The sequence below is a fragment of the Paraburkholderia diazotrophica genome (assembly GCF_900108945.1).
GTDB classification, from domain to species: domain Bacteria; phylum Pseudomonadota; class Gammaproteobacteria; order Burkholderiales; family Burkholderiaceae; genus Paraburkholderia; species Paraburkholderia diazotrophica.
Map to the genome: position 1 here is coordinate 351,378 of NZ_FNYE01000003.1, position 23,701 is coordinate 375,078.

General features: G+C 64.3%; 16 protein-coding genes and 1 pseudogene. 9 read left to right on the forward strand and 8 right to left on the reverse strand.

The genetic code is table 11. The features are described from left to right. Nucleotides 1-55 precede the first annotated feature (55 nt). The 7 genes from BMW76_RS06395 to BMW76_RS40195 all read right to left on the reverse strand — a co-directional run bounded on the left by BMW76_RS06395 (nucleotide 56) and on the right by BMW76_RS40195 (nucleotide 6,744). Complete coding sequence (locus BMW76_RS06395) at nucleotides 56-1,054, reverse strand: ABC transporter ATP-binding protein (RefSeq protein ID WP_090864211.1); 999 nt, start codon at nucleotides 1,052-1,054, stop codon at nucleotides 56-58. Continuing rightward, the gene (locus BMW76_RS06400) at nucleotides 1,051-2,040 is read right to left on the reverse strand and encodes an ABC transporter ATP-binding protein (RefSeq protein ID WP_090864213.1); all 990 of its coding nucleotides are present in this window, start codon (nucleotides 2,038-2,040) and stop codon (nucleotides 1,051-1,053) included. Before BMW76_RS06400 ends, BMW76_RS06395 begins: the two co-directional genes overlap by 4 nt. A 13-nt stretch (nucleotides 2,041-2,053) precedes the next feature. Then, entirely contained in the window at nucleotides 2,054-2,938 is an 885-nt protein-coding gene (locus tag BMW76_RS06405) for an ABC transporter permease (RefSeq protein WP_177200312.1), read from the reverse strand. Nucleotides 2,939-2,949: 11 nt separating this feature from the next. Continuing rightward, nucleotides 2,950-3,888, reverse strand: a complete 939-nt coding sequence (locus BMW76_RS06410) for an ABC transporter permease subunit (protein WP_090864217.1) — start codon at nucleotides 3,886-3,888, stop codon at nucleotides 2,950-2,952. A gap of 18 nt (nucleotides 3,889-3,906) precedes the next feature. Then, nucleotides 3,907-5,523: a peptide ABC transporter substrate-binding protein gene (locus BMW76_RS06415; protein WP_090864221.1), complete on the reverse strand. Its 1,617-nt coding sequence runs from the start codon at nucleotides 5,521-5,523 to the stop codon at nucleotides 3,907-3,909. 210 nt (nucleotides 5,524-5,733) lie between these two features. Beyond that, a complete protein-coding gene (locus tag BMW76_RS06420; protein ID WP_090864223.1) occupies nucleotides 5,734-6,303 on the reverse strand; it encodes a cupin domain-containing protein in 570 nt (189 codons plus the stop codon). Between the two features lie 252 nt (nucleotides 6,304-6,555). Next, the gene (locus BMW76_RS40195; RefSeq protein ID WP_143062214.1) at nucleotides 6,556-6,744 is read right to left on the reverse strand and encodes a hypothetical protein; all 189 of its coding nucleotides are present in this window, start codon (nucleotides 6,742-6,744) and stop codon (nucleotides 6,556-6,558) included. A gap of 325 nt (nucleotides 6,745-7,069) precedes the next feature. Here BMW76_RS40195 and BMW76_RS06430 point away from each other — a divergent pair, with 325 nt between their 5' ends. The 6 genes from BMW76_RS06430 (at nucleotide 7,070) to BMW76_RS06460 (ending at nucleotide 14,629) form a co-directional block, all read left to right on the forward strand. After that, nucleotides 7,070-8,590 carry a peptide MFS transporter gene (locus BMW76_RS06430; RefSeq protein WP_090864365.1) on the forward strand — a complete coding sequence of 507 codons (1,521 nt, stop codon included), beginning with the start codon at nucleotides 7,070-7,072 and terminating at the stop codon, nucleotides 8,588-8,590. Nucleotides 8,591-8,778: 188 nt separating this feature from the next. After that, nucleotides 8,779-10,266, forward strand: coding sequence for a MocR-like pyridoxine biosynthesis transcription factor PdxR (pdxR, locus tag BMW76_RS06435; RefSeq protein WP_090864227.1), 1,488 nt, complete (start codon nucleotides 8,779-8,781; stop codon nucleotides 10,264-10,266). Between the two features lie 229 nt (nucleotides 10,267-10,495). After that, a complete protein-coding gene (locus tag BMW76_RS06440) occupies nucleotides 10,496-10,948 on the forward strand; it encodes an HU family DNA-binding protein (RefSeq protein WP_054919981.1) in 453 nt (150 codons plus the stop codon). 371 nt (nucleotides 10,949-11,319) lie between these two features. After that, complete coding sequence (locus tag BMW76_RS06450) at nucleotides 11,320-12,729, forward strand: circularly permuted type 2 ATP-grasp protein (protein WP_090864366.1); 1,410 nt, start codon at nucleotides 11,320-11,322, stop codon at nucleotides 12,727-12,729. Nucleotides 12,730-12,858: 129 nt separating this feature from the next. Continuing rightward, complete coding sequence (locus BMW76_RS06455; protein WP_090864231.1) at nucleotides 12,859-13,809, forward strand: alpha-E domain-containing protein; 951 nt, start codon at nucleotides 12,859-12,861, stop codon at nucleotides 13,807-13,809. Nucleotides 13,810-13,822: 13 nt separating this feature from the next. Then, on the forward strand, nucleotides 13,823-14,629 hold the full coding sequence (locus BMW76_RS06460; protein ID WP_090864233.1) for a transglutaminase family protein: 807 nt from the start codon (nucleotides 13,823-13,825) through the stop codon (nucleotides 14,627-14,629). Between the two features lie 845 nt (nucleotides 14,630-15,474). Here the strand turns inward: BMW76_RS06460 and BMW76_RS06465 are convergent. After that, the gene (locus BMW76_RS06465) at nucleotides 15,475-15,897 is read right to left on the reverse strand and encodes a diacylglycerol kinase (RefSeq protein ID WP_090864235.1); all 423 of its coding nucleotides are present in this window, start codon (nucleotides 15,895-15,897) and stop codon (nucleotides 15,475-15,477) included. A 146-nt stretch (nucleotides 15,898-16,043) separates the two neighbouring features. On the opposite strand from BMW76_RS06465, the pseudogene bcsB reads away from it, so the two are divergent. From bcsB to BMW76_RS06480, 3 genes and pseudogenes are all read left to right on the forward strand, one after another. Then, nucleotides 16,044-18,353 (forward strand): annotated as a pseudogene (gene bcsB, locus BMW76_RS06470) (cellulose biosynthesis cyclic di-GMP-binding regulatory protein BcsB); the annotation flags it as partial. A gap of 9 nt (nucleotides 18,354-18,362) precedes the next feature. Then, the gene (gene bcsZ / locus BMW76_RS06475) at nucleotides 18,363-19,649 is read left to right on the forward strand and encodes a cellulose synthase complex periplasmic endoglucanase BcsZ (protein WP_177200319.1); all 1,287 of its coding nucleotides are present in this window, start codon (nucleotides 18,363-18,365) and stop codon (nucleotides 19,647-19,649) included. Continuing rightward, nucleotides 19,628-23,674, forward strand: a complete 4,047-nt coding sequence (locus BMW76_RS06480) for a cellulose synthase subunit BcsC-related outer membrane protein (RefSeq protein WP_090864241.1) — start codon at nucleotides 19,628-19,630, stop codon at nucleotides 23,672-23,674. Before bcsZ ends, BMW76_RS06480 begins: the two co-directional genes overlap by 22 nt. Nucleotides 23,675-23,701: the final 27 nt, after the last annotated feature.

The following is a 23,701-nucleotide window of genomic DNA, read 5'->3' on the forward strand; positions in this document are numbered from 1 at the left end:
TGACGCAGCGGCTGGCTGCGTCGTGGATTCGGGTCTCGTCGATATGAGCCGGCTGTCAGGTCATCGCGGCGCGAATGCAGGCAACTTGCGTATGGCCGATGCCTGCGGACGTCGCGACGGGCCGCTCGTGCGCGCACGCGTCGATCGCATCCGGGCAGCGCGTGCGAAACGCGCAACCGGAAGGCGGCTTGAGCGGCGACGGAATCTCGCCGCGCAACAGCACGTGTTCGCGCGCGCGTTCGGCGGACGGATCGGGCAGCGGCACGGCCGACAGCAGTGCCCGCGTGTACGGATGCTGCGGTTCGCGATACACGTCGCGCTTGTCGCCGAATTCCATCACGCGGCCCAGGTACATCACGAGCACGCGCTGGCTGATGGCTTTCACGACGGCGAGATCGTGCGCGACGAACAGCAGCGACAGCGACAGTTCGCGTTGCAGGTCGCGCAGCAGGTTGACGATCTGCGCCTGGATCGACACGTCGAGCGCCGACACCGGCTCATCGCAGATCACGAGTTGCGGCTCGCCGATCAATGCGCGCGCAATGCCCACGCGCTGGCACTGTCCGCCCGAAAACTCATGCGGATAGCGGCGCAGATGATGGTTGTTCAAGCCGACGCGTTCGAGCATCGTCTGCACGCGCACGCGCGTTTCTTCGCGGCCCAGTTGCGGCTGATGCGTCTTCAGCGGCTCCGCGACGATCTGTTCGATCGTCATGCGCGGATCGAGCGATGCAAGCGGGTCCTGAAAAATCATCTGCACGTCGCGGCGAATCTGCGTCATGTCACGCTTTGAATTGGCAGCAACGGTTTCGCGGCCTTTCCACTGAACGCTGCCTGATGTGATAGGCGCAAGTCCGATGATCGCGCGTGCGAGCGTCGACTTCCCGCAGCCCGATTCGCCGACGATCCCGACCGTTTCGCCGCGACGCACGTCGAACGACACGCCATCGACGGCGCGCAACGTCGCCTTCTCAGACCAAGGGAAGCCGCCCCGTGCGATCTGAAAATGCACGCTGAGGTTGTCGACCTCGAGTAGCGTTTCGTGAGCGCTCATAGCACCTCCGCGATGATCTGGACGGGACGATGGCATGCGCGCAACGCACGCGCTTCATCGCCGATGGGTTCGAGCGCGGGACGTGTCGCGCTGCACGCGTCCTCGGCGAACGTGCAGCGCGGCGCAAACGCGCAACCCTGCGACGCTTCGCCCGGCAGCGGCGGATTGCCCGCAATGGTCTGCAGCGGCTGATCGTCTTCGTCGGTGAGGCGCGGCAGCGCGTTCAGCAAGCCGATCGTGTACGGATGCGTCGCCGCGGCGAACAACCGTTGCGCGGGCGCCTGCTCGACCGTCTGGCCCGCGTACATCACCATCACGTCGTCGCACAGGCCCGCAACCACGCCCATGTCGTGCGTGATCAAAATGATTGCGGTGCCGCGCTCGCGGTTCAGCTCGCGCAGCAGCTCGATGATCTGCGCCTGGACGGTGACGTCGAGTGCCGTCGTCGGCTCGTCGGCGATCAGGATTTCGGGCTCGGACAACAGCGCCATCGCGATCATCACGCGCTGCCGCATGCCGCCCGAAAACTCATGCGGATACATGCCGATGCGGCGCGCGGCATCGGGAATACGCACGCGTTCGAGCGCTTCGATTGCGCGCGCTTTCGCTTCGCGGCGCGACAGCTTGCGATGCAGTTGCAGCGTCTCCGTCATCTGCCGCTCGATCGTGAGGAACGGATTGAGCGACGTCATCGGGTCCTGGAAGATCATGCCGATGCGGTCGCCGCGAATGCGGTTGAGCGCGGCTTCGTTCATCGTCAGCAGGTTTGCGCCGTCGTACAGCGCTTCGCCGCTGACCTTGCCGTTCTTCGCGAGCAGCCCGAGCAGCGCCATCACCGTCTGGCTCTTGCCCGAGCCCGATTCGCCGACGATGCCGAGCGTCCTGCCTTTGTCGAGCGAGAACGACACGCGCTGCACGGCGTCCACGGGCGCGCCGTCGCGGCGCGAGAAGCGCACGCTCAGGTTGTTTACTTCGAGTAGTGCCATCGTGCGTGTCCTCTCAGCGGTCCTTCGGATCGAGTGCATCGCGCAAGCCATCGCCGACGAAGCTCACGCAATAGAGCGTCGCGCACAGCATGAGCGCGGGGCACAGCAGTAGCCACGGCGTCGATTCGAGCTTCTGCGCGCCGTCCTGGATCAGCACGCCCCAACTCGTCATCGGTTCCTGCACGCCGAGTCCGAGAAACGACAGCACGGATTCCGTCAGCACGATGGTCGGCACCGTGACCGTCGCGTAGACGACCACCACGCCGATCAGATTCGGCACGATATGACGCGCGATGATCGAGCGCGAGTTGACGCCGATCGCCTTCGCCGCGTCGATGAACTCGCGCGAGCGCAGCGACAACGTTTGCCCGCGCACGACGCGCGCCATGTCGAGCCACGAGAACGCGCTGATCGTCAGCACGACCAGATAGAACGCACGGCCGAACAGCGTCATCATCAGGATCGCGATCAGCATGTAGGGGATCGCATACATCATGTCGACGACGCGCATCATCACGGCATCCACGCGCCCGCCGAGATAGCCGGCCGTCGCGCCCCACGCGACGCCGATCAGTCCCGACACCAACGTGCCGAGCAAGCCGACTTCGAGCGACACGCGTCCGCCGACGAGCGTGCGCACGAGCAGGTCGCGGCCGAGTTCGTCGGTGCCGAACCAGTGCATGTTGTCGAAGGTCGGCGCGAGGCTGATCGCGGACCAGTCGCTGTCGATCGCATTGTTCGGCGACAGCAGCGGCCCGACGAAGCACGCGATGACGATGAGGACCAGCAACAGCAGCGCGATGAAGGCCGCGCGGTTGCGCACGAAACGGCGCGCGGCAGTCGCGAGCGGGCTGCGCGAAGGCGGCGCGACGGCGACGGTCAAGGTGACAGGTGGCATTCTCATCGGTATCAGTAGCGGATACGCGGATCGAGCCATGCATACGCAAGGTCGACGAGCAGGTTGAAGAGGACAGCGATGGCCGTGGTCAGCACGACGAGGCCGAGCACGAGCGTGTAGTCGCGGTTGATTGCGCCGTTGACGACGAGCTGCCCGAGTCCCGGCAGCGCGAACACCGATTCGGTGACGACGGCCGCCGTGATCGACGAGATGCACACCGAGCCGAGCAGCGAGACGACAGGCATCAGCGCGGGTTTCATCGCGTGACGCAGGACGATCGTGCGCGCGGGCAGGCCCTTCGCCCGCGCGGTGCGGATGAAGTTGCCCGACAGCACTTCGATCATGCTGCCGCGCATGACGCGCGCGATCAGCGCTACGTTGATGAACGTCAGCAGCACGATGGGCAGCACACGATAACGCCATTCGCCTTCGCCCCAGCCGCCCGCGGGCAGCCAGCCGTGGCCGTCCGCGGTCTTCAGCAGAATGGCGAACATCCACACGAGCAGCGGCCCGAGCACGAACGGCGGTACGACGTTGCCGATATTGCCGAGCACCATCACCGCGTGATCGATCACGCTATCGCGCCGCACGGCTGCAATCGTGCCGAGCGCGACGCCGATCACGACCGCGATCGGCACCGACACGCCGCCGACGCCGAGACTCACGGGCAGCGCCTTCAGCACGAGATCGGCGACGGACCAGTCGGTGTAGCGGAACGACAGGCCCAGGTCGCCGTGCAGCAGTCCCCACAGATAGTGCAGATACTGCTGCCACAGCGGCTCGTCGAGGTGATAGCGCGCGTTCAGATTCGCGATCGTGGCCGCCGACAACTGCTTCTCGGTGTCGAACGGACCGCCCGGCGTGAGATGCAGCAGCAGATAGCACGCGGTGATCACAGCGAGAATCGTCGGGATCGCCCACAACGTGCGGCGCAACGTGTATGCAAGCATGGGTGCGGTTCCTGCCGTTTAGTGCTTGAGCACGTACATGTCTTGCGACGCACGCATGTCGAGATAGTTGGTCGGCGTGTATCCGCCAACGTACGGCTTCACGAGACGCGCCGCCGAGTACTGGAACAGCGGGATCATCGGATAGTCGTTCATCGCCAGGTCATGCGCCTGCGTGAGCAATGCGGTGCGCTGTTTGTCGTCCGTCTGCTGGTTCGCCTGGTCGATCAGTGCGTCCACCTTCGGATTGCAGTAGTGCTGGTCGTTCTGCACGCTGCCGCAGCGGATCAGGTCGAAATACGACATCGCGTCGTTGTAGTCAACGAACCAGCCGTCGCGCGACGCCTGCACCTTGCCGTCGTGACGCTGCTTGAGCAGCACCTTGTATTCGACGTTCTCCAGCTTCGCGTTCACACTGAGCTTGGTGCGCCATTCGGACGTCACGAAGAGCGCGACCTTCTTGTGCAGATCGTTCGTGTTGTACGTGAAGGTGAACACGAGTGGCTTCACATCCGAATAGCCCGCTTGCTTCAGCAGGTTGCGCGCATAGTCGACGCGCTTCGCCATCGGCCACGACGCCCATTCCGGTTTGTAGACGGCTGCGCCTTCCGTGCCCTTCGAGATCAGGCCGTACATCGGCAGTTCGCCGCTCGACGTGAGCTTCGATGTCAGCAGATCGCGATCGATCACCATCGACAGCGCCTCGCGCACGCGCTTGTCCTTGAATACGGGCTCGTCGTTATTGAGGCTGTAGTAATACGTCGCGATCTGCAGCCCTTTCTGCAACTGCTGGCCGAACTGCTTGTCGACCTGGTTGAAAATGCCGGAAGGAATCGTGTAGGTGTAATCGAACTGGCCTGCCTGATACATGCGCATAGCCGTCTCATCGCTTTCGATGGGCAGATACGTGACCTTCGAGATCGCCACCTTCGGCGCGTTCCAGTAGCTACCGTTCTTCGCGATCACGAGGCGGTTGTTCGGCTGCCAGTCCGAAAGCGCGAACGCACCGTTACCGACAAAGTTCGCGGGACGCGTCCAGTCGCTGCCGAACTTCGTGACGATCGCCTTGTCGACGGGCGCCATCGTCGCCATCGCGGTCAGTTGCGGGAAGAACGCAGCGGGCACTTCCGTCTTCACTTCGAGCGTGTACGGATCGACGGCACGCACACCGAGGCTCGTCACGGGCGCCTTGCCCGCGATGATCTGCTTCGCGTTCTTCACGAACTCGACGAGCACCGTGTACTTCGAACCCGTCTTCGGATCGACGACGCGTTGCCACGCGTACACGAAGTCCGCTGCCGTGACGGGCTGGCCGTTGCTCCACTTCGCATCGTGACGCAGCTTGAAGACCCACGTGTCGGGCGCCGTGCGTGTCCACGACTGCGCGACGCCGGGGACGATCGCACCTGCTGCGTCGATACGCGTGAGGCCTTCGAACAGGTCGAGGCCGATCGTGTTGCCCGTCCACGATTCGATGTGCGCGGGGTCGAGCGATTCGGTTTCGCCGGGCACCTGGCGTGTCAGTTCCTGGCTTGAGGCGAGCGTTGCGCCGGGCGGAATCACGACGGCCGATGCGTTTTGCTGAAGTGTAAGGACGAGCGCGGTCAGCGCCGTCGCGTAGACGAACGTTGTTTTCATGGTTTAAGTCGCAGAAAGAGTCGGGAGAGGAACGCGAGCGGCACGGATGCCGCTAACGGTTATCCGCGTGATGTGGACCGGGGTGGTCCTTGCTCGGTGTACGGCATAGAGGATTCCTTACAATTATTATTACAGGCATCCTTCACCGCCGATTCATCGCGCTCCCCGACATGCGGAAGCGCTTCCAACCAGGATTGAAATGCCCGCCTTCTAAAGCAGCCTCGGCGTACCGACCCAGACGACCACCGACTCTTTCCGGGCCGTATTCGCCCAGCTATGCGGCAGCGTCGATTCGTAATGCGCGCTGTCTCCCGCGCGCAGCACGAAGGTCTTGCCTTCCAGCGTCAACGACACTTGCCCTTCGACGACGTAGATAAACTCTTCGCCGGCATGCGTCGTGACTTCGGAACGCTTTTGCCCGGGTGGCATCCTCACGAGGATTGCTTCCAACTGACGGCCCCCCGACAGATTGGTCATCCGGGCAAACAGATTCGCCGAGTCTGCGAAACCAAAAAACTTCAACTCGTTTGCGCGACACACCGAACGCTCTTCGCTCGGCGTATCGACGAAGTACTGCACCTTGACACCCAACGCATGCGCAATTCCCGCCAGCGACGTGATGGACGGCGATGCCAGTCCGCGCTCGACCTGTGACAAAAACGGCTTCGAAATGCCTGCTGCCGTTGCCGTTTCATCGAGCGTGCGCTTTAGCCTTTGCCGCAGCGCGCGGATCTTGCTCCCCAGTGCAAGTGCCGTGTCCTTCTCAAGTGTCGTGACCATAACAAAACCAAATTAGTCCGTCAAAATTAGTTTGATATAAGTAAATCTTGTTAGATGCCGCGCCGCGCGCGACCCGTCTTGAAGACGTTGAATACGCATCGACGCCGCTCATGCGCGTTATTTAATTTCGAGAAAGCACTCTATGTTGCCAGATCGCAAAGAGCGTCCATCGGATTCGCATTAGACAACTCGATCTGCATAAGGACGGTGCGTGAATCTGGATGAAAGCTTCAGTGCGCTTTAATACCGACCTCAGTAAATTCCCGAGGCGACAAGACGTTTCTTCATGCGCAGAATCGCGATCTCGCGCGGACCGGGCTTGCAGGGCCGATCCGCCAGCACGTCCGTTTGCAGCGATCCTGCGGCGGTCTCTTGATCGGTACGTCTTGACCGGGCTCCCACCGATAACCGAAGGTGAACACGCATGTCGATCCATTCCATAGTGTTTCTTCCGCCATCCCGCGTATCCGGCACGAGTGCCCGAACGGTCCGCAAAGCCGGTCCGGGCGCGCAATGCTTTATCATTGCGCCTTCGTCACGCGGTCTTTCGCGTTGACGGTCTCCCGCTGAAGTCCTGGTTGTTCCGTTTTCGACGCGGACCGCAACGTCCGTCGCTCGTACCGCACTGAGCCGTCGTCGAATGCCGCATTGCGCATCGGCCACGGCAAGTCATCGACGATCTCCAGTTTTTCCAGCTTCGCCACGTGGCATGGCGTCGGATCGACGCGTGCGCGCGCGGCAGCTTTTGCATGAATTCGAGGAACACATGAACTCACCCGTATCCCAGACCCGGTCGTTTTCGACCGTCTTTCTCATCGAGATGTGGGAGCGCTTCGGCTACTACGGCATGGCGGCACTGCTCGTGCTGTTCATGATCGACAAGCTCGGTTTCGACGACAGCCACGCGAACCTCACGTGGGGCGCGTTCGCGGCGCTCGTGTATGCGTCGCCGTCGATCGGCGGCTGGATCGGCGACAAGATTCTCGGCGCGCGCCGCTCGATGATCTTCGGCGCGCTCGTGCTCGCTGCCGGCTATCTGATGCTCGCGCTGCCGAACGACAGCCTCGACTACATGTATGCGTCGCTCGGCGTGATCGTGGTCGGCAACGGCCTCTTCAAGTCGAACGCGGCAAATCTCGTGCGCCGCATCTACGAAGGCGACGACGCGCGCATCGACAGCGCGTTCACGATCTATTACATGGCGGTGAATATCGGCTCGACGGTGTCGATGCTCGCGACGCCGTGGATCAAGGATCACTGGGGCTGGCATACGGCGTTTGCCGTCTGCGGCGGCGGCATGCTGATCGGCGTGATCAACTACTTCCTGATGTTCCGCACGCTGTCGCATGTCGGTTCCGCGCCGGATGCCGAACCCGTGCGCTGGATGCGCGTGCTGGCCGTCGCGCTCGGCGGCATCGCGCTCGGTACGGCGACGATGTTCGTGTTGCAGCACAAGGCGATTGCCGTCGCGTGCGTGTACACGGCAGGCGTCGCGATTCTCGCGATCTTCGCGTACATGCTGCTCAAGTGCGAGCGCTCCGAGCGTTCGGGCCTGATCGCCGCGCTGATTCTCGTGTTGCAGGTGATCCTGTTCTTCGTGTTCTATCAACAGATGTCGACGTCGCTGACGCTCTTCGCGCTGCGCAATGTCGATCCGACGTTCTCGCTGTTCGGCTCGCATCTGTTCACGTGGAGCGCCGCGCAGTTCCAGGCGCTGAACCCGATCTGGATCATGCTGTTGAGCCCGCTTCTCGCGACGCTGTATACGAAGCTCGCGAAAAACGGCAAGGACGTGCCCGTGGCGGCGAAGTACGCATTCGGTTTCGCGGTGGTCGCGGCAGGCTTTTTCGTCTATGCATGGAGCGGCAGCTTCGCGGTGAATGGGCGCGTGTCGTCGTGGTGGATGGTCGGCGGCTACGGGTTGTACTCGCTGGGCGAGCTGCTGGTGAGCGGCCTCGGTCTCGCGATGATCGCGCGCTACGTGCCGGCTCGCATGAGCGGCTTCATGATGGGCGCGTATTTCGTGGCGACGGGTGTCTCGCAGTATCTGGGCAGCGTCGTCGCGAATCTGGCGAAGATGCCGGCCGGCGATCTCGATCCGATGTCTTCGCTGCCGTTGTATACGAAGCTCTTTACCGAACTCGGCTGGCTTGCGGCGTTCGGCGCTGTGGTCGCGATTCTGCTGTTGCCGCTGATGGGCAAGCTGTCGCGCGCGCATCAGCGCTGCGCCGACGAAGCGCGTGAGAACTCGCGCGAGGCCGGGGCAGTGGCCGCTTCGGCGCAATGACGCCGCGGCCCCGCGGGGCCGTCTAGTTTCAGTGAATGCCGGAAGGCGCGCGGTTGGGCGCGCCTTTTGTTTTTGTGCGTGCGCTTGCCACCAAACCGAACACCAAACCGAAAGATAGCCGTCGCGGCATTGCCGCCGCTTCCCACGTTAAGCTTGCAAAAACACAGCAAGCGAAGCAACGGGACGACATGGACATCCACATCGCCGTCGAGGGCCGCCACGATCTCGCCGGGCAGATCTACCGGCAACTGCGGGCGGGGATCATCGAAGGACGCCTTGCGGGCGGCACGCAACTGCCGTCGACACGCGATCTCGCGACGCAACTCGGCGTGTCCCGCAAGACGACGCTCGACGTATTCGAGCGTCTGCTTGCCGAAGGCTTCCTGAATGCGCGCGCGGGCTCGGGCACATTCGTCGCCGAAGGATTGCAGCGCCTGCCCGCCGAACGTCCGGCACACGCGCGCGTCGCCCATGACGCGCTGGGCTTGCATGGCTCAAGCACCGCTGCGCGATCCAGCGCCCGCGCGCAACCGGTGTGGTCCGCCGTGCCCGAAGTGCTCGGTCCGCAGCCGACGCTCGGCGCGTCGTTCGACTTTATCGGCGGCATCACCGACAAGTCGCATTTTCCGTTCGACGTCTGGCGCCGCTGCGTGAATCACGCGCTGCGCGTGCAATCGCGTGGACGCGGCATCTATCGCGATGCCGCCGGCGAACAGGAGCTGCGGCTTGCGATTGCGCGCTATCTAGCGTTCAGCCGCGCGGTCTCGAGCAACTGGGAGGACATCATCGTGACGCAGGGCGCGCAGCACGCGCTCGATCTGATCGCGCGCGTCACGCTGCGCCCCGGCGACGTGGCCGTTGTCGAAGATCCCGGTTATCCGCCCGCGCGCGCCTGTCTGACGGCAGTGGGCGCGAAGGTCGTGCCCGTGCCCGTCGATGCCGATGGCCTGATCGTCAGCAAGCTGCCGAAGAACGCGCGCCTCGTCTACGTGACGCCGTCGCATCAGTTTCCGCTCGGCATGCCGATGAGTCTTGCGCGGCGCGTCGAACTGCTCGAATGGGCGCAGCAACGCGATGCCATCATCATCGAAGACGACTACGACTGCGAATACCGCTTCGAAGGCCGGCCGATGGAGCCTTTGAAAAGCCTCGATCGCGCGGGCCTCGTCGCCTACGTGGGAACGTTTTCGAAGACGATCTTTCCTGAGCTGCGCGTCGGATACACGGTGCCGCCCGCGTCGCTGTTCGACACGTTGAAGAAGGCGAGGCAGATCGGCGACTGGCATGGCTGCTCGCTGACCCAGACGGCTCTGGGCAGCTTCATGCTGAACGGCGACTTCGCGAAGCACGTCAAGCGCATGCACAAGCTCTACGCCGCGCGCCGCGCGTGCCTGCTCGCGCATCTTCAAGGCGGCCTCGCGCGCTGGTTCGAGCCGATCGTGCCGACGGCGGGTATTCACCTGGCCGCGCTGCTCAAGGCGCCGCTCACGGAAGCCGCCGTGATCGAAGCGGCGCGAGACGAGTCGATTGCGCTGCATGGTCTCGCGCCTTTCTTCGTTCGCGCGAAACAGCGACCGGGGTTCATCTTTGGCTATGGCGGCATCGAGGCGGACCATATCGATGCCCCGCTCACGAAGCTCGCGAAGCTGATGCCGCGTGTCGAATCAAGGACTTGAAGCTCGACGATTCGCGCTGGACAGGTGTGTCGAATTCGCTTGCCGTTCACGTTTACCCCTTAAAAACAGGCGTGAAATGCGAGAGGTAGTCTGCGCCACGCAACAAACCGTAACCGTTACACACAAAAGATTCGCTCAGAAACCAAAAGCGCTTGTAGAATCCGGCCTTGAAGCGTGTGCATATCGCGTGCGCTTCTCGCTTTTACTGAACCCTAGAGGTAGGAGAAACATGGCGACTTCCGCAAAAAAGGTAGCCAAGAAGGCTGCTACGGTACCGACCAAGAAGGTTGCTGCAAAGAAAGCTGCTGCTCCCGCAAAGAAAGTCACGGCTAAGAAGGTCGCCGTGAAGGCGTCCGGCGCTCCGTCGCCGATCAAGGACACCTTCACGAAGGCCTCGCTGGCTGCACACGTTGCGGAGCGCGCGGGCGTCGAGCCGAAGTCGGCGAAGGCAGTTCTGGCTGCTCTCGAAGACACGATCCTCGGTTCCGTTCACAAGAAGGGCGCTGGCGAATTCACGCTGTCGGGTCTTCTGAAGATCGTCGTTCAGGCTGTTCCGGCGAAGAAAAAGCGCTTCGGCAAGGACCCGTTCACGGGTGAAGAGCGCTGGTTCCCGGCCAAGCCGGCAAGCGTGCGTATCAAGGCACGCGCGCTGAAAAAGCTGAAGGACGCAGCAGCAGCGTAATCGATGTCGACGGCAGCGGCGCAAACCGCTGCCGCGTTCATCCCGATCCCCGCAACGCGCAAGCGTGCGGGGATTTTTTTGTCTGCACGCATTCGTGACTGCATCGTCCCTGCATTGCGTCACATTCCCAAAGACGGTTCGCGTCTGCATCGAATCGAGCCGCGTGCGCGACGCCACGCACTTTAGTGGCGCATCGCGTACCGCCGCGCTACGATGGCGTCGGGTCGTCTGCCCATCCGCGTGCGCGCTTCGAGTGCATCCGCTGCACGCCGCGCGTGTAAAGGAAATGGCATAACGCTTGCTTGAACGTGATCGACAACCGAATGCGCAGCGCATTCGCCTTCGATCCGACAAAAAGAGTGGGGCGTGACATGCGATGCTATGACGAGATGCGTCATTACGATGACGCCGTGCGGCCGCATTATCAGCGGTTCGAACGCTGGCTCGTGCAGCAGGGCAACGAAGCGATCGCGAGAAAGCGGGCTGAAGCCGATCTTCTGTTTCGCCGGGTCGGCATCACGTTCGCGGTCAACGGCGATCTGTCCGGCACCGAGCGTCTCATCCCGTTCGATCTGATTCCGCGCATCATCCCGCGCGGCGAGTGGCAGACGCTCGAAGCGGGACTGCGGCAGCGCGTGCAGGCGCTCAATCTCTTCATCCACGACGTCTATCACGAGCGCAAGATCGTGCGCGCGGGCGTCGTGCCCGCCGATCAGGTTTACACCAACGCGCAGTACCGGCCGGAGATGCAGGGCGTCGACGTGCCGCTCGGCGTCTATGCGCACATCGCGGGCGTCGATGTCGTGCGCGCCGGCGAGAACGGCGACTTTTACGTGCTCGAAGACAACCTGCGCGTGCCGTCGGGTGTCTCGTACATGCTGGAGAACCGCAAGATGATGATGCGGCTCTTCCCCGAACTCTTCGTGCAGAACCGCATCGCGCCCGTCGCGCACTATCCCGACCTGCTGCTCGATACGCTGCGCTCGGTGGCGCCTGCGGGCGTCGACGATCCCGTCGTCGTCGTACTGACGCCCGGCATGTACAACTCCGCTTACTTCGAGCACACGTTCCTCGCGCAGCAGATGGGCGTCGAGCTGGTGGAAGGCAAGGACCTGTTCGTCGACGACAACTACGTGTTCATGCGCACGACGCAGGGGCCGCGGCGCGTCGACGTGATCTACCGGCGCGTCGACGACGACTTTCTCGATCCGCTCGCATTCCGTCCGGATTCGGCGCTCGGCGTGCCGGGACTGTTGACGTCGTATCGCGCGGGCCGCGTGGCGCTCGCGAACGCGATGGGCACGGGCATCGCCGACGACAAGTCGATCTATCCGTACGTGCCCGAGATGATCGAGTTCTATCTGGGCGAGAAGCCGATCCTGAATAACGTGCCGACCTACCAGTGCCGCAAGCCGGACGATCTCGCGTACACGCTCGCGCATCTTCCCGAACTCGTCGTCAAGGAAGTGCACGGCGCGGGCGGCTACGGGATGCTGGTCGGGCCGGCGTCGACGTCGGCGGAAATCGAGGCGTTCCGCCAGCGGCTGATCGAGAAGCCGGCGGGCTACATCGCGCAGCCGACGCTCGCGCTGTCCGCGTGCCCGACGTTCGTCGAAGCGGGCATTGCGCCGCGCCACATCGATCTGCGTCCGTTCGTGCTGTCGGGCAAGACGGTGACGATGTGCGCGGGCGGACTCACGCGCGTTGCGTTGCAGGAGGGCTCGCTCGTCGTCAACTCATCGCAAGGGGGCGGCACGAAAGACACCTGGATGGTCGACTGACCGCATTCGACCGATGTTCTGAAGAGCGGGCGTCCGCCCATCACGATGGACGCCGCGCGAAAAACGGGCAACCCGGCGCGCTCCGCATCACACTGACGGACGCGCGCCTCATCAACACGGAAAGCCGACATGCTGAGCCGCACCGCCGATCATCTGTTCTGGATGGCCCGTTACATGGAGCGCGCCGAGAACACCGCGCGCATGCTCGACATCAACCTGAAAGCGCAACTGCTGCCGCAGACGCCCGATCAGGAAGAGCGCGCGCAGCGTTCGGTGCTGCGCATCTCCGAGCTCGAGGACGCGTTCGCGCAGCGCCACGCGGAGCCGACGCGCGAAAACGTGCTCGATTTCATGGTCGCCGATCCGGCGAATCCGTCGAGCATTCATGCGTGCCTGCAGGCGGCGCGCGAGAACGCGCGCGCGGTGCGCGGCACGCTGACGACGGAGTGGTGGGAAACGATCAACGACACGTGGCTCGAGTTCAACGAGCGCACGCGCCACGGCCAGGTGGCGAGCAATCCCGCCGCGCTGTTCGAATGGGTGAAGTTCCGCTCGCATCTGTCGCGCGGCGTGACGATCGGCACCGCGTTACAGGACGACGCGTTCTTCTTCACGCAGCTCGGCACCTTCCTCGAACGCGCGGACAATACGGCGCGCATTCTCGACGTGCGTTTCGCCGATGCAGAGCCGAATTCGCGCGAGGCCGCCCGTCAGCTCGAAGACTTCTATTACTGGACGTCGATCCTGAGTTCGGTGTCGGCGCTGGAAATCTACCGCAAGGTGTATCGCGATGTCGTGACGCCCGCGCGCGTCGTCGAGCTGATGATCCTCAATTCGCAGATGCCACGTTCGCTGCTGGCGTCGCTCGACGGCGTCTGCGAGAACCTCGCGATGTTGCGCACGCAAGGCTCGAACCAGTGCGAGCGCTTCGCCGGCAAGCTGCGCGCCGAGCTGCTTTACGCGGATATCCGGCAGATCTTCGAAGCCGGCCTGCATGCGTGGCTCACGCAATTCCTTGCCCGCGTGTTCGAACTCGGCAACATGGTCGCGCGGACCTATCTGATGCTGGCTGTTGCATGACGGAGTCCCCTCAATGTTTCTCTCGATCCGCCACGACACATCCTACCGCTACGAATCGACGGTCCATTATTCGATCCAGCAACTGCGCCTCACGCCGTCGAGCGGTGCTTCGCAGGTCGTGCGGCGCTGGACGCTCGATGCGCCGGGCAAGCTCGACTCGACCTTCGACGCCTACGGCAACGTGCTGCACACGCTCGTGCTGAACAAGCCACACGACGAGATTCGCGTGCACGTATCGGGCGAAATCGACACTTTTCCATTGATCGATGGGCGGCTCGGCGATGGCGCGGGCGCGATCCCGCTCGAGCATTTCACGTGCGCGACGCGGCTGACCGAGTGCGATTCCGCGATTCGCGAACTGGCTGCGTCGGCGCCGCCCCTCGACAGGCCGGCGGCGCTGATCGCGCTGGCCGAGAAAATCGTCGAGCGCGTGACGTTCGAGCCGGGTGTAACGGGCGTGGCGAGCACGGCGTCGCAGGCGCTCGCGCTCGGCAAGGGCGTCTGCCAGGATCACGCGCATCTGATGCTCGCGTGCTGCCGCGCGCGCGGCCTGCCGGCGCGCTACGTGAGCGGCTATATCGAACCCGGCGACGTCGAGCATGCGGCGAGTCACGCGTGGGTCGATGTGTGGCTCGCGGGGCTGGGCTGGGTTTCCGTCGATGTCACGCACGCGGCGTTCGCCAGCGAGATGTATTGCCGGCTCGCGGCGGCGCGTGATTACGAAGCGGCGTCGCCCGTGCGCGGACGGAGGATCGGCGGGCTGGAGGAGACGCTCGATGTGTCGGTTGCGGTGAGGGCGCAGGAGCAGGTGGGGCAGTAGGGCGTTTCTCGTCTGCAAGGTGTCTTTAGTCGCGCAATCGACTGCGTTGCAGTCCATCGAAAACATATGGTCTCGCTGCCGCATAGCTGGCTGATGTCATTCCCATAGAAACATCGCCCGGATTTTCATAGACGTCCGTCGACCGATCGCGTTGCTCGATTTAACAATGACCGGTCCATTTACGTCCCTTAATAAATTGAAAGAAGGCGCAGCATTTTTTTAAAGCGATGAATGAAGTCCAAACCTGCCGGCCGATGCAGTCGATGTCACTGCACCATTCCCAGATTCCAGGCTATTTCGGATGATTTCTACTTAATTTATGGGGCAAACGTTTGTACGGTGTTCCGATAGCTCAAGCCAGCAGCCAACTGTCCGTTAACAGTAGTACGGGCAAAACAGGACATCACCGTCGCTCAGCAATGCGGACAGCACCGGGTTCCAATACGGGCGATTAACCATCTGAGGACCTTGCTACGCGCAAGGGTGCCCTTCGCGGCATTTCGCCGCTCCAATTTGCGTGCACAGCGCTGTGCTTGCCCGAAAATGTCCACTGGAGTTTTGAGATAATGAGCGTCGGGCTCGCATCAGGGAATGGCTTATTTCGCGTTTGTTCGCAGGTGACGAGCTGCAGAAATAACGACGATACGGCTGTTTCAGCTGTCTACGGGGTTGGGATTGCAGAACATCAGGGAACGCGCGCTGGCGCCCGTGCGCGGCAGGTAGCCTATCGCGCGCAGGCGGAAGGCGGACCACCTTCTGCCTGCGATACGGCCAGTTCAGCGGGCGCACTACCTTGCGAGCTTCTGGCGGCCGTGTTCGTGCCGGACTTCGCGCCGGCTGCGCGCTCAGAACAGCGATCTTATCCAGTTCGCGGCCAGCGGGCCGCACAGCGTGATCCACGCGATTGCACAGATCAGCACGGCGACAGTGACTGCCGCGCTGCCACAGTCTTTTGCTCGACCGGAGAGTTCGTGCCGGTCAGGCGAGATGCGATCGACGGTGGCCTCGATGCCCGAATTGACAAGTTCGACAAGCAGGACCAGCAGCGTGGTTGCGACAAGCATCACGCGCTCGACCGTGGGCAGCGGCACGATCGCAGCAGATGGAATCAGCACCATAGCGGCGATCAGTTCCTGACGGAACGCGCTTTCGTGGCGCACGGTTGCGACGAACCCCCGATACGAGTGGCGCAGCGCGAACAGCCCTCGCAGCGGACCGTTGCGCTTGCACGTTTTTGCGGGTGACGTCGAATCAGTCGATCGACTCATGATGGGACCAATAAATTAATTGCCGGAAGTTATCACAAAGTGCTGCCGCCATTGACCTCGCCGGAATTGCAACCGGCGCTCTCCGACTCCTTGCTCGCTTTACTGAATGACCATCTGACGGTGCCGCGCGTCGCGCGCATGCTTGCCAGCGAGTCGACGCGCTCATGAAAACATTCGTGTCGGCTTGTCTCGCCGCATCGCTTGCGGGTGCGTCCCTCGTATTTGCCGGTCTCCCGGCGCATGCACAAACTACGGCTGACTCTGCTGTGCGTACGTCGGCGACGCATGTTGCCGCCAGCGTGCCGGGAGGCGCGGACGCGCGCGTCGCGTCCTCATCGGTTGCCTCTGCGCAGCATGTTTCATTCGCTGCATTGGGGGCCTGGCAGCCGCTCAATCTGCATGGTCTCGACGACACGCGCACTGTGAATCTGGGCGTGCGGCTCGATCATGCCGTGAGTGCAGCATGGCTGCGTCTGCGGTTCACGTACTCGCCGGCGCTCGTCTTTCCGATCTCGCACATGAAGGTGATGCTCAACGGCGAGGCGTTCGCGACCGTGCCGTTCGACCGCGAGCATGCGGGCCAGATGGTGACTCAGGATATTCCGCTCGATCCGCGTTTTCTGACCGACTACACGCAGATCGGCCTCAACCTCGTCGCGCATTACACGCTCGACCATTGCGAGGACCCGGATAGTTCTGCCCTGTGGGCCCAGATAAGCCCCGCGAGCGAGGTGATCCTGCAAACTTCGCCGATCCGTCTGCCCAACGATCTGGCGTTGCTGCCTGCACCATTCTTCGACCGGCGCGACGTCGGCCGGCTCGATCTGCCGTTCGTGCTGCCGCCGTCGCCCGACAACGCGACGCTGCGCAGCGCGGCGATCGTCGCGTCGTGGTTCGGCGCGCTCGCCGACTATCGCGGCGCGCGCTTTCCGGCGCTCGACGCGTTGCCAGCCAACAGTCACGCCGTCGTAATCGGCACGCGCGCGCAGTTGCCGGCCGCACTCTCGCTGCCGGATGTCGACGGGCCGATGCTGATCGTCGCGGACAACCCGAGCGCGCCCGCGCAGAAGCTGCTCGTCGTCACGGGGCGCGACGCGAGCGAAGTCGATGAGGCTGCCTACGCACTCGTTCTCGGCAAGAACGCGATGTCGGGGCCGGCCGTGCGCGTCTCACAGGTCGATATCGGCGCGCCGCGCAAGCCATATGACGCGCCTCGCTGGCTGCCCGTGGACCGGAAGGTGGCGTTCCACGAACTCGTCGACAACACGCAGCAACTACAGGTGACGGGCAGCACGCCGGACGCGATCCGGCTCAACCTGCGCGTGCCCGCCGACATTTTCTCGTGGAGCGGAGCGGGCGTGCCGCTCGAGCTCAAGTATCGCTACACCGCGCCGACGGTGCAGAACAACTCCGCTCTCGCCATCGACATCAACGATCAGCTTGTGAAGTCCTACCGGCTTGCGCCAGCGAAAGCCGACGATGCCCAGGGCCATCTGCAATTGCCGCTGCTGCCGGCTGCAGGCGGAGGCGCGGCGAGCGCGCTGGAGATTCCTGCTTTTCGCGTCGGCAGTGCGAACCAGCTGCAACTGCGCTTCCGTCTCGACTCGCAGAAGACGGGGCTGTGCCAGGGTGTCGCGGCGAATCCCGTACAGGCCGCGATCGACCCCGACTCGACAATCGACTTTTCGCGCTTCATTCACTATGCGGAGATGCCCAATCTCGCGTACTTCTCGAACAGTGGTTTTCCGTTCACGCGGTATGCAGACCTTGCGCAGACTGCCGTCGTGATCCCCGATCATCCGTCGCGCGAAGAACTCGAATCCCTGTTGACGGTGCTCGGACATATGGGGCAGTGGACGGGGCTGCCGTCGTTGCGCGTGCAGATCACGCGCCCGTCGGAACTCCCGTCGGTGCCCGACAAGGATCTGCTCGTGATCGGCACGGGCGATTCGATGCCGCTCTTCGCACGTTGGCGCGCGAGCCTGCCGCTCGCGATCGACGGGGCCAAGGGCGGCATCCAGCCGGCGTCTTTCTCCGTCCGTGAGCACTGGCGTGATGGTTCGCTGTTGCCGAAGGGCGGCGCGCACCTCGACCGCGATGGTGCGCTCGCTGCGTTGATCGGATTCGAAGCGCCCGGCAGCCGTCATCGAAGCGTCGTTGCATTGACGGCGACCGACGAAGCACATCTCCCTGCGCTGCTCGATGCATTCGACAAGGCCGATCGCGTGGGCAAGGTGCAGGGCGACGTCGCGCTGATCCGTGCGGATTCGGTGGAAAGCATGCGGGTCGGGCCGACCTATCTGGTTGGCGAACTGCCGTGGTACGCGCCGCTGTGGCGCTATGCCATCCAGCATCCGTTGCTGCTTGGCGTTCTCGGCGTGATTGCGGGTCTTCTGCTGGCGATCGGCGCATTCGCAGGTTTGCAGGCGCTCGCAGAGCGGCGGCGGGGAATCTGAGCGATGCCGATGTGCCGTGAAGAGCAACAGCGCACGCGAGGCGCGCGTTCAGCGTGTTTGCGCAGACCACGAGTCCGCGCGCGAGGGGCGTATCTGCGGGCGCTTGCGGGCGCGCTCGCGTTGCTCGGCTGCGCGATTGCGCATGCGGCGACCGTCGTCCTCGCGGACGCGGCGGGACGGGACAATCCAGCGCAAGCCGTCGCGACGCGATCATGCGGCGCGCCTCAGGTCTGGCCGCGTTGGCAGGGTTTCCTTCAGCGATTCGTTTCCGCAGACGGCCGTGTGATCGACGCAGGGTCGGCCGATGAGCGCACTGTCTCCGAAGGACAGGCCTACGCGCTGTTCTTCGCGCTGGTCGCCAACGACCGCGCGAGCTTCGACAAAATCCTGCGCTGGACGGAAGTCAATCTCGCCCAAGGCGATCTGGCGACGCATCTGCCCGCATGGCTATGGGGGCGTCGCCCGGATGGCGAATTCGCCGTGCTCGATGCAAACGCGGCATCCGATGCCGACTTGTGGATCGCCTACGCCCTGCTCGAAGCGGGCGCGCTGTGGGACGAACGCAGCTACTTTGCGCTTGGTGCGCTGCTCGCAAAGCATGTACTCGATGCCGAGACCGCCAATATTCCTGGTCTCGGCCTTACGCTGCTGCCCGGAGCCGTGGGCTTTCATCCGGAGCCGGACCTCTGGCGTGTGAACCCGTCCTATTCGCCCCCGCAGGTGTTGCGGAGCATCGGTACGCGCTTGCCCTCCGACGCGCGCTGGGCTCGCGTCGTCGAAAGCGGCTCGCGCGTGCTGCTCGATACGGCGCCTCTCGGCTACGCGCCGGATTGGGCGCTGTACCGCCGTGGACACGGCTTTCAGCCTGACGCAGAGACGCATGCCGTCAGCGCGTACAACGCGATTCGCGTGTACTTGTGGATAGGCACCATGAACGGGCGGGACCCGCTGTCGAACCGGCTTGCCGAGCGTTTCAAACCCTACGCGGACTTTATTGCCGCTCATGGTGCTCCGCCCGAAACGATCGATGCCGTGAGCGGCAAGCCCGGCCAGAACATGGGCAATGCGGGGTTTTCCGCGGCGTCGGTGCCGTTTCTCGATGCGCTTGGACGCTCGCCGCTCGCCGACGCGCAGGTCGCGCGGATCGACACACTCGACGCCCAAACGCCGCCCGGCTACTACTCGAGTGTGCTGACGCTGTTCGGACTCGGCTGGCGCGAAGGCCGCTATCGCTTCGCTGCCGACGGCACGCTCGATGTGCGCTGGAGCGCGGCATGCCACGGAGGTGCGCGTTGAACGTGCGCCGCGTAGCACGCACTTGCGCATTTCGCCGATCGCGCGCGAGGGGTGCGCTCGCCGCTATCACGAGCCTGGTCGTGTTCACGGGATTCGCGTCCGTCGCCGCGCAGGCGTCGGTTGCTGCTGCACCCGCGGGGCGGGCGCGGCCCGCGTCCGGTGCCTCCATGCCGCCCGCGCTCGCAAGCGATGTCGCGCAGCGATTGCCCGCCGACGCCCAGCGTCTGCTCGCGGCTGCGCGCATGTGGTCGACCAAGCATCGCGACGATCTGGCTTCGCAGTCGATCGATAAGGCACTGCTGATCGCGCCCGATGCGCCCGATCTGCTGGCCGAGCAGGCGCGCATTCAATTGAGGATCGGACGCACTCGCGAAGCGCAGGACGCGCTCGCGCGTCTGCGACGGCAGTCGCCTGGCAGCGCGCAGACGGAAGCGCTCGCCGACGAATTGCGCGTCGCGACGAGCGGCCGTGAGGAGTTCGCCACGATCCGTCTGCTTGCGCGAAGCGGCCAGTCGGCCGAGGCCGCGCGAAGGCTCGTCGCGCTGTTTCCACATGGCGCGTCGCCTGGCCCGCTCGGTGTCGAGTATTACCAGATTCTCTCCGGCACGAAGGAAGGCAGGGTGCTCGCCGTCGATGGGCTGCGCCAGCGCATTGCCGCGAACCCTGACGACGTCGATGCGATGCTCGTTCTCGCCGGGCTGCTGAACGGCAGCAGCGACACACGCGCGGAGGCGAATCGTCTCGCGTGGCGGCTTGCGTTGAGACCAGACGCCGATCACGCCGCGGCCATGAACGTCTGGCGTCACGTGCTGCAATCGGCGGGTGCAGATCCGGCCTATCGCGATGCGTTGCGCGCCTGGCTTGCGCTGGTACCCGATGACGCGGAGTTCCAGGACCGCGTGGCGGCGATCGATGCCCGGCTCGACGCACAGCGCCGGCTCGAACGAGACCCGGACTATATCGCGCAGCAGCGCGGGCTCAAGGCGCTTGCACGCGGCGATCTCGCCAGCGCGGAGCCGCTTCTCGCCCAGGCTGCCCACGCGCGGGCCGACGACGCGAACGCAGTCGGCGGCCTCGGGCTCGCGCGGATGCGCGAGGGACGGCGCGACGAAGCACGCGTGTTGTTTCTGCGCGCAGCCGCGCTCGACGCGGACGATCGCGGCAAATGGGAAGGTCTCGCGCGCACGGCGGCATTCTGGGGCACGCTCGCCGATGGCCGCGCAGCAGCGGCAGCGGGCCGTGCGCAGGACGCGGCGAACGCCGCGCGCGCCGCTCTCGCGATGCAACCGGACAGTCCCGATGCAAAACTGCTGCTTGCCGATGCGTTGCTTGCACAGCACGACTGGCAGGGCGCGGAGCCGTTGCTGCGCAGCCTCTTGTCGGCGCGCGCGCCTGGTCTCGGCGCTGTGCGCAGCATGCAGACGCTGCTCGATCAGACGGGCCGCGGCGAGCAGTTCGGACCGCTGATCGAGGCGCTGCGCAGCCGCTTCAGCGACCCGGCAGACAGGCGCAGCCTCGATGCGATGCGCGGCGGCGTGCTCGCGGACGAGGCTTCGCGCGAGGCCGCGCAGGGCAAGCTGGGTCCCGCCGCGCAGCGTTACGAGGCTTCGCTGCGGCTCTCACCCGATGCGCCATGGACGCGCTTTGCGCTCGCGCGGCTCTATCGCGACATCGGGTTGCCGCAACTCGGGCGCGACGTGATGAACGATGGCATGAAGCAGTCCGCGTCGCCGGAGATGTTCTATGCGAGCGCGCTCTATCTGAATTCCATCGACGATGTGGCGGGAGCGAAGCAGGCACTCGCGCGCGTCGACGACGCCGGGCGCAGCGAGAGCATGCGCGCGCTCGCGCGCACGCTCGATGCGCAACTGACGCTGACAGGCGCGCGTGCCGCGTTCGCATCCGGCGACCGGGCTGGCGCGACGCGCATGCTCGAACATGCCGAAACGCTATCAGCCGACGACCCCGATATGTTGGCGGGCGTCGGCACGATGTTGATCGATGCGGGCGACGCGGATCGCGGTCTTGCCTTGCTGCGGGACTGGATTCGCGCGAACCCCGCGCGCGCGGATGCGGGCGTGCGCCTGCGATACGGCGACCTGCTCGGGCACGCGCGCCGCGACGCCGAGCTTGATAGCTGGCTCGCGCAGATTCGAGCGATAGACGGACTCGACGAAAGCGAGCGCTCGCGGCTCGAAGATCAGGCGCTGCGTCTTGCGTTGCGCGAGATCGACGATGCACTGGACAGCGACGACTACGCGCGCGCGCAGCGCTTGCTCGCTCGCGTCAGCGCCGCGGGCCAGCGCGATCCGCGCTATGCGCTCGAGGTCGCCGATGTGCAACGTGCGCAGGGGCACTACGACGCGGCTCGCGCGGCGCTCGCGCCATTGCTCGCCGCTACGCCCAATAACGCGGACGCACAGCTTGCGCTTGCGCGCATCGAGGCGGAAGACGGCGAACGGCGCGCTGCCCTTGCCGTCGTGCGGCGCGTCGTCGATGCGGCTCCCGAGGACGATGTCGACACGCGCATTTCGGCAGCCCGCCGGCTGTCCGTGCTGGGCCAGTACACGGAAGCCGGACAGATCACGGACGCCTTGCGTGTCGCTTATCCGGGGCGAGCGGACGTCACGGTGCAGGCGGGCCGCATTGCACAGGATCTCGGTCATTATCAGGAAGCCGAATCGTTGTACCGGATGTCGGCGCGTGAAGAGAAGCTGGCGGGCGTGACTTCTGACGCTGCCGACGGCACGCCCGCGCAGGCCGCGCTAGCCGGGCTGCAGCAGCGCCGCGATCCGATGATCGAAGCCGGCGTGCTGCCCGCGTACAAGTCGGGCGACGCGGGCATCTCCGAGTTTCACGCGTGGCAGGCGCCCGTGTACGTGCAGATCCCGTATCGCTATGACGGACACTTCTTCGCGCATATCGATACCGTGACACTCGATGCCGGCAAGCTGTCGTTGGGCGACTGGCCCAACGATATCGGCGGCCCCAACACCTTCACGCGCGATACGTTCGGCACGTTTGCGAGGGTCGACAATGCGGACCTGGCGCAACTCGCCCAATGGAGGGCGAACAACCCGGCGCTCGCCGACGCGGTCAACGCGAACGTGCAGCGCTATGCAAGCCAGCGAGCGACGGGCGTGGCACTGGGTACGGGCTATGTATCGGATGCGTGGCGTGTCGACATCGGCACGACTCCGCTCGGCTTTCCTGTGCACTACCTGGTGGGTGGCATACGCTACCGCTTCGATGCCGGTCCGGCGAGCTTCAGCGCGAGTGTGTCCCGGCGCCCGCAGACGGGCAGCGTGCTGGCCTACGCCGGCATGCACGACCCGGTGACGGGCGCCGTCTGGGGCGGCGTGCGGCGTGACGGCATCGATCTGCATTCGGCTGTCGACGTCGGCCGCGTGAGCGTGTTCGCCGACCTGGGCGTCGCCGAGCTGACCGGGCGCAACGTTGCGTCGAACCAGGAGGTCACGCTGCGCACGGGTTTCATCACGCCCGTCTGGCAGCGCGCGACCATGCGCGTCAACACCGGCCTCATCGGCAACGCCTGGCACTACACCGACAATCTGCGTTTCTACAGCTACGGACAGGGCGGCTACTACAGTCCGCAGCGCTACCTGTCGCTCGGCGTGCCGCTCGAATGGGAAGGGCGGCACGATGCGCTCACCTGGGACATCACGGCGACCGTCGGATTGTCGAACGCCTACGAAAAGGACTCGCCCTATTACCCGAACGGATTGCCGTCGTTCTACGGACCCGGCTTTCCTCCGCTTGCTTCCGGCAGCAACCTGGTCTACGGGGGCAGCTCGACGCAGGGCGTGAGCTTTTCGTATGGGATTTCGGCCATTGCGCAATATCGCGTCAACGCACATCTGGTAGCGGGTGTGCGCGTCGAGATCGATCACGCGCATGACTACGCGCCGAGCGCAGGCATGGTGTACGTGCGCTATTCCTTCGATGCACGCAAAAAGGACCGCAGCCTGTCGCCGACACCGGTTCGCCTGTATTCGAGCTTTTGAACGGCGCATCGATCAACGAACGGACAC

What these genes read in the sequence shown, in the direction of transcription:
- BMW76_RS06395 (WP_090864211.1), bottom strand. Translation starts at nt 1,054, where the DNA reads ATGAGCGCTCACGAAACGCTACTCGAGGTCGACAACCTCAGCGTGCAT.
- BMW76_RS06410 (WP_090864217.1), bottom strand. Translation starts at nt 3,888, where the DNA reads ATGCTTGCATACACGTTGCGCCGCACGTTGTGGGCGATCCCGACGATT.
- pdxR (WP_090864227.1), top strand. Translation starts at nt 8,779, where the DNA reads ATGGACATCCACATCGCCGTCGAGGGCCGCCACGATCTCGCCGGGCAG.
- BMW76_RS06465 (WP_090864235.1), bottom strand. Translation starts at nt 15,897, where the DNA reads ATGAGTCGATCGACTGATTCGACGTCACCCGCAAAAACGTGCAAGCGC.
- bcsZ (WP_177200319.1), top strand. Translation starts at nt 18,363, where the DNA reads ATGTGCCGTGAAGAGCAACAGCGCACGCGAGGCGCGCGTTCAGCGTGT.
- BMW76_RS06400 (WP_090864213.1), bottom strand. Translation starts at nt 2,040, where the DNA reads ATGGCACTACTCGAAGTAAACAACCTGAGCGTGCGCTTCTCGCGCCGC.
- BMW76_RS06440 (WP_054919981.1), top strand. Translation starts at nt 10,496, where the DNA reads ATGGCGACTTCCGCAAAAAAGGTAGCCAAGAAGGCTGCTACGGTACCG.
- BMW76_RS06415 (WP_090864221.1), bottom strand. Translation starts at nt 5,523, where the DNA reads ATGAAAACAACGTTCGTCTACGCGACGGCGCTGACCGCGCTCGTCCTT.
- BMW76_RS06420 (WP_090864223.1), bottom strand. Translation starts at nt 6,303, where the DNA reads ATGGTCACGACACTTGAGAAGGACACGGCACTTGCACTGGGGAGCAAG.
- BMW76_RS06480 (WP_090864241.1), top strand. Translation starts at nt 19,628, where the DNA reads ATGCCACGGAGGTGCGCGTTGAACGTGCGCCGCGTAGCACGCACTTGC.
- BMW76_RS06460 (WP_090864233.1), top strand. Translation starts at nt 13,823, where the DNA reads ATGTTTCTCTCGATCCGCCACGACACATCCTACCGCTACGAATCGACG.
- BMW76_RS06430 (WP_090864365.1), top strand. Translation starts at nt 7,070, where the DNA reads ATGAACTCACCCGTATCCCAGACCCGGTCGTTTTCGACCGTCTTTCTC.
- BMW76_RS06405 (WP_177200312.1), bottom strand. Translation starts at nt 2,938, where the DNA reads ATGCCACCTGTCACCTTGACCGTCGCCGTCGCGCCGCCTTCGCGCAGC.
- BMW76_RS06455 (WP_090864231.1), top strand. Translation starts at nt 12,859, where the DNA reads ATGCTGAGCCGCACCGCCGATCATCTGTTCTGGATGGCCCGTTACATG.
- BMW76_RS06450 (WP_090864366.1), top strand. Translation starts at nt 11,320, where the DNA reads ATGCGATGCTATGACGAGATGCGTCATTACGATGACGCCGTGCGGCCG.
- BMW76_RS40195 (WP_143062214.1), bottom strand. Translation starts at nt 6,744, where the DNA reads ATGGAATGGATCGACATGCGTGTTCACCTTCGGTTATCGGTGGGAGCC.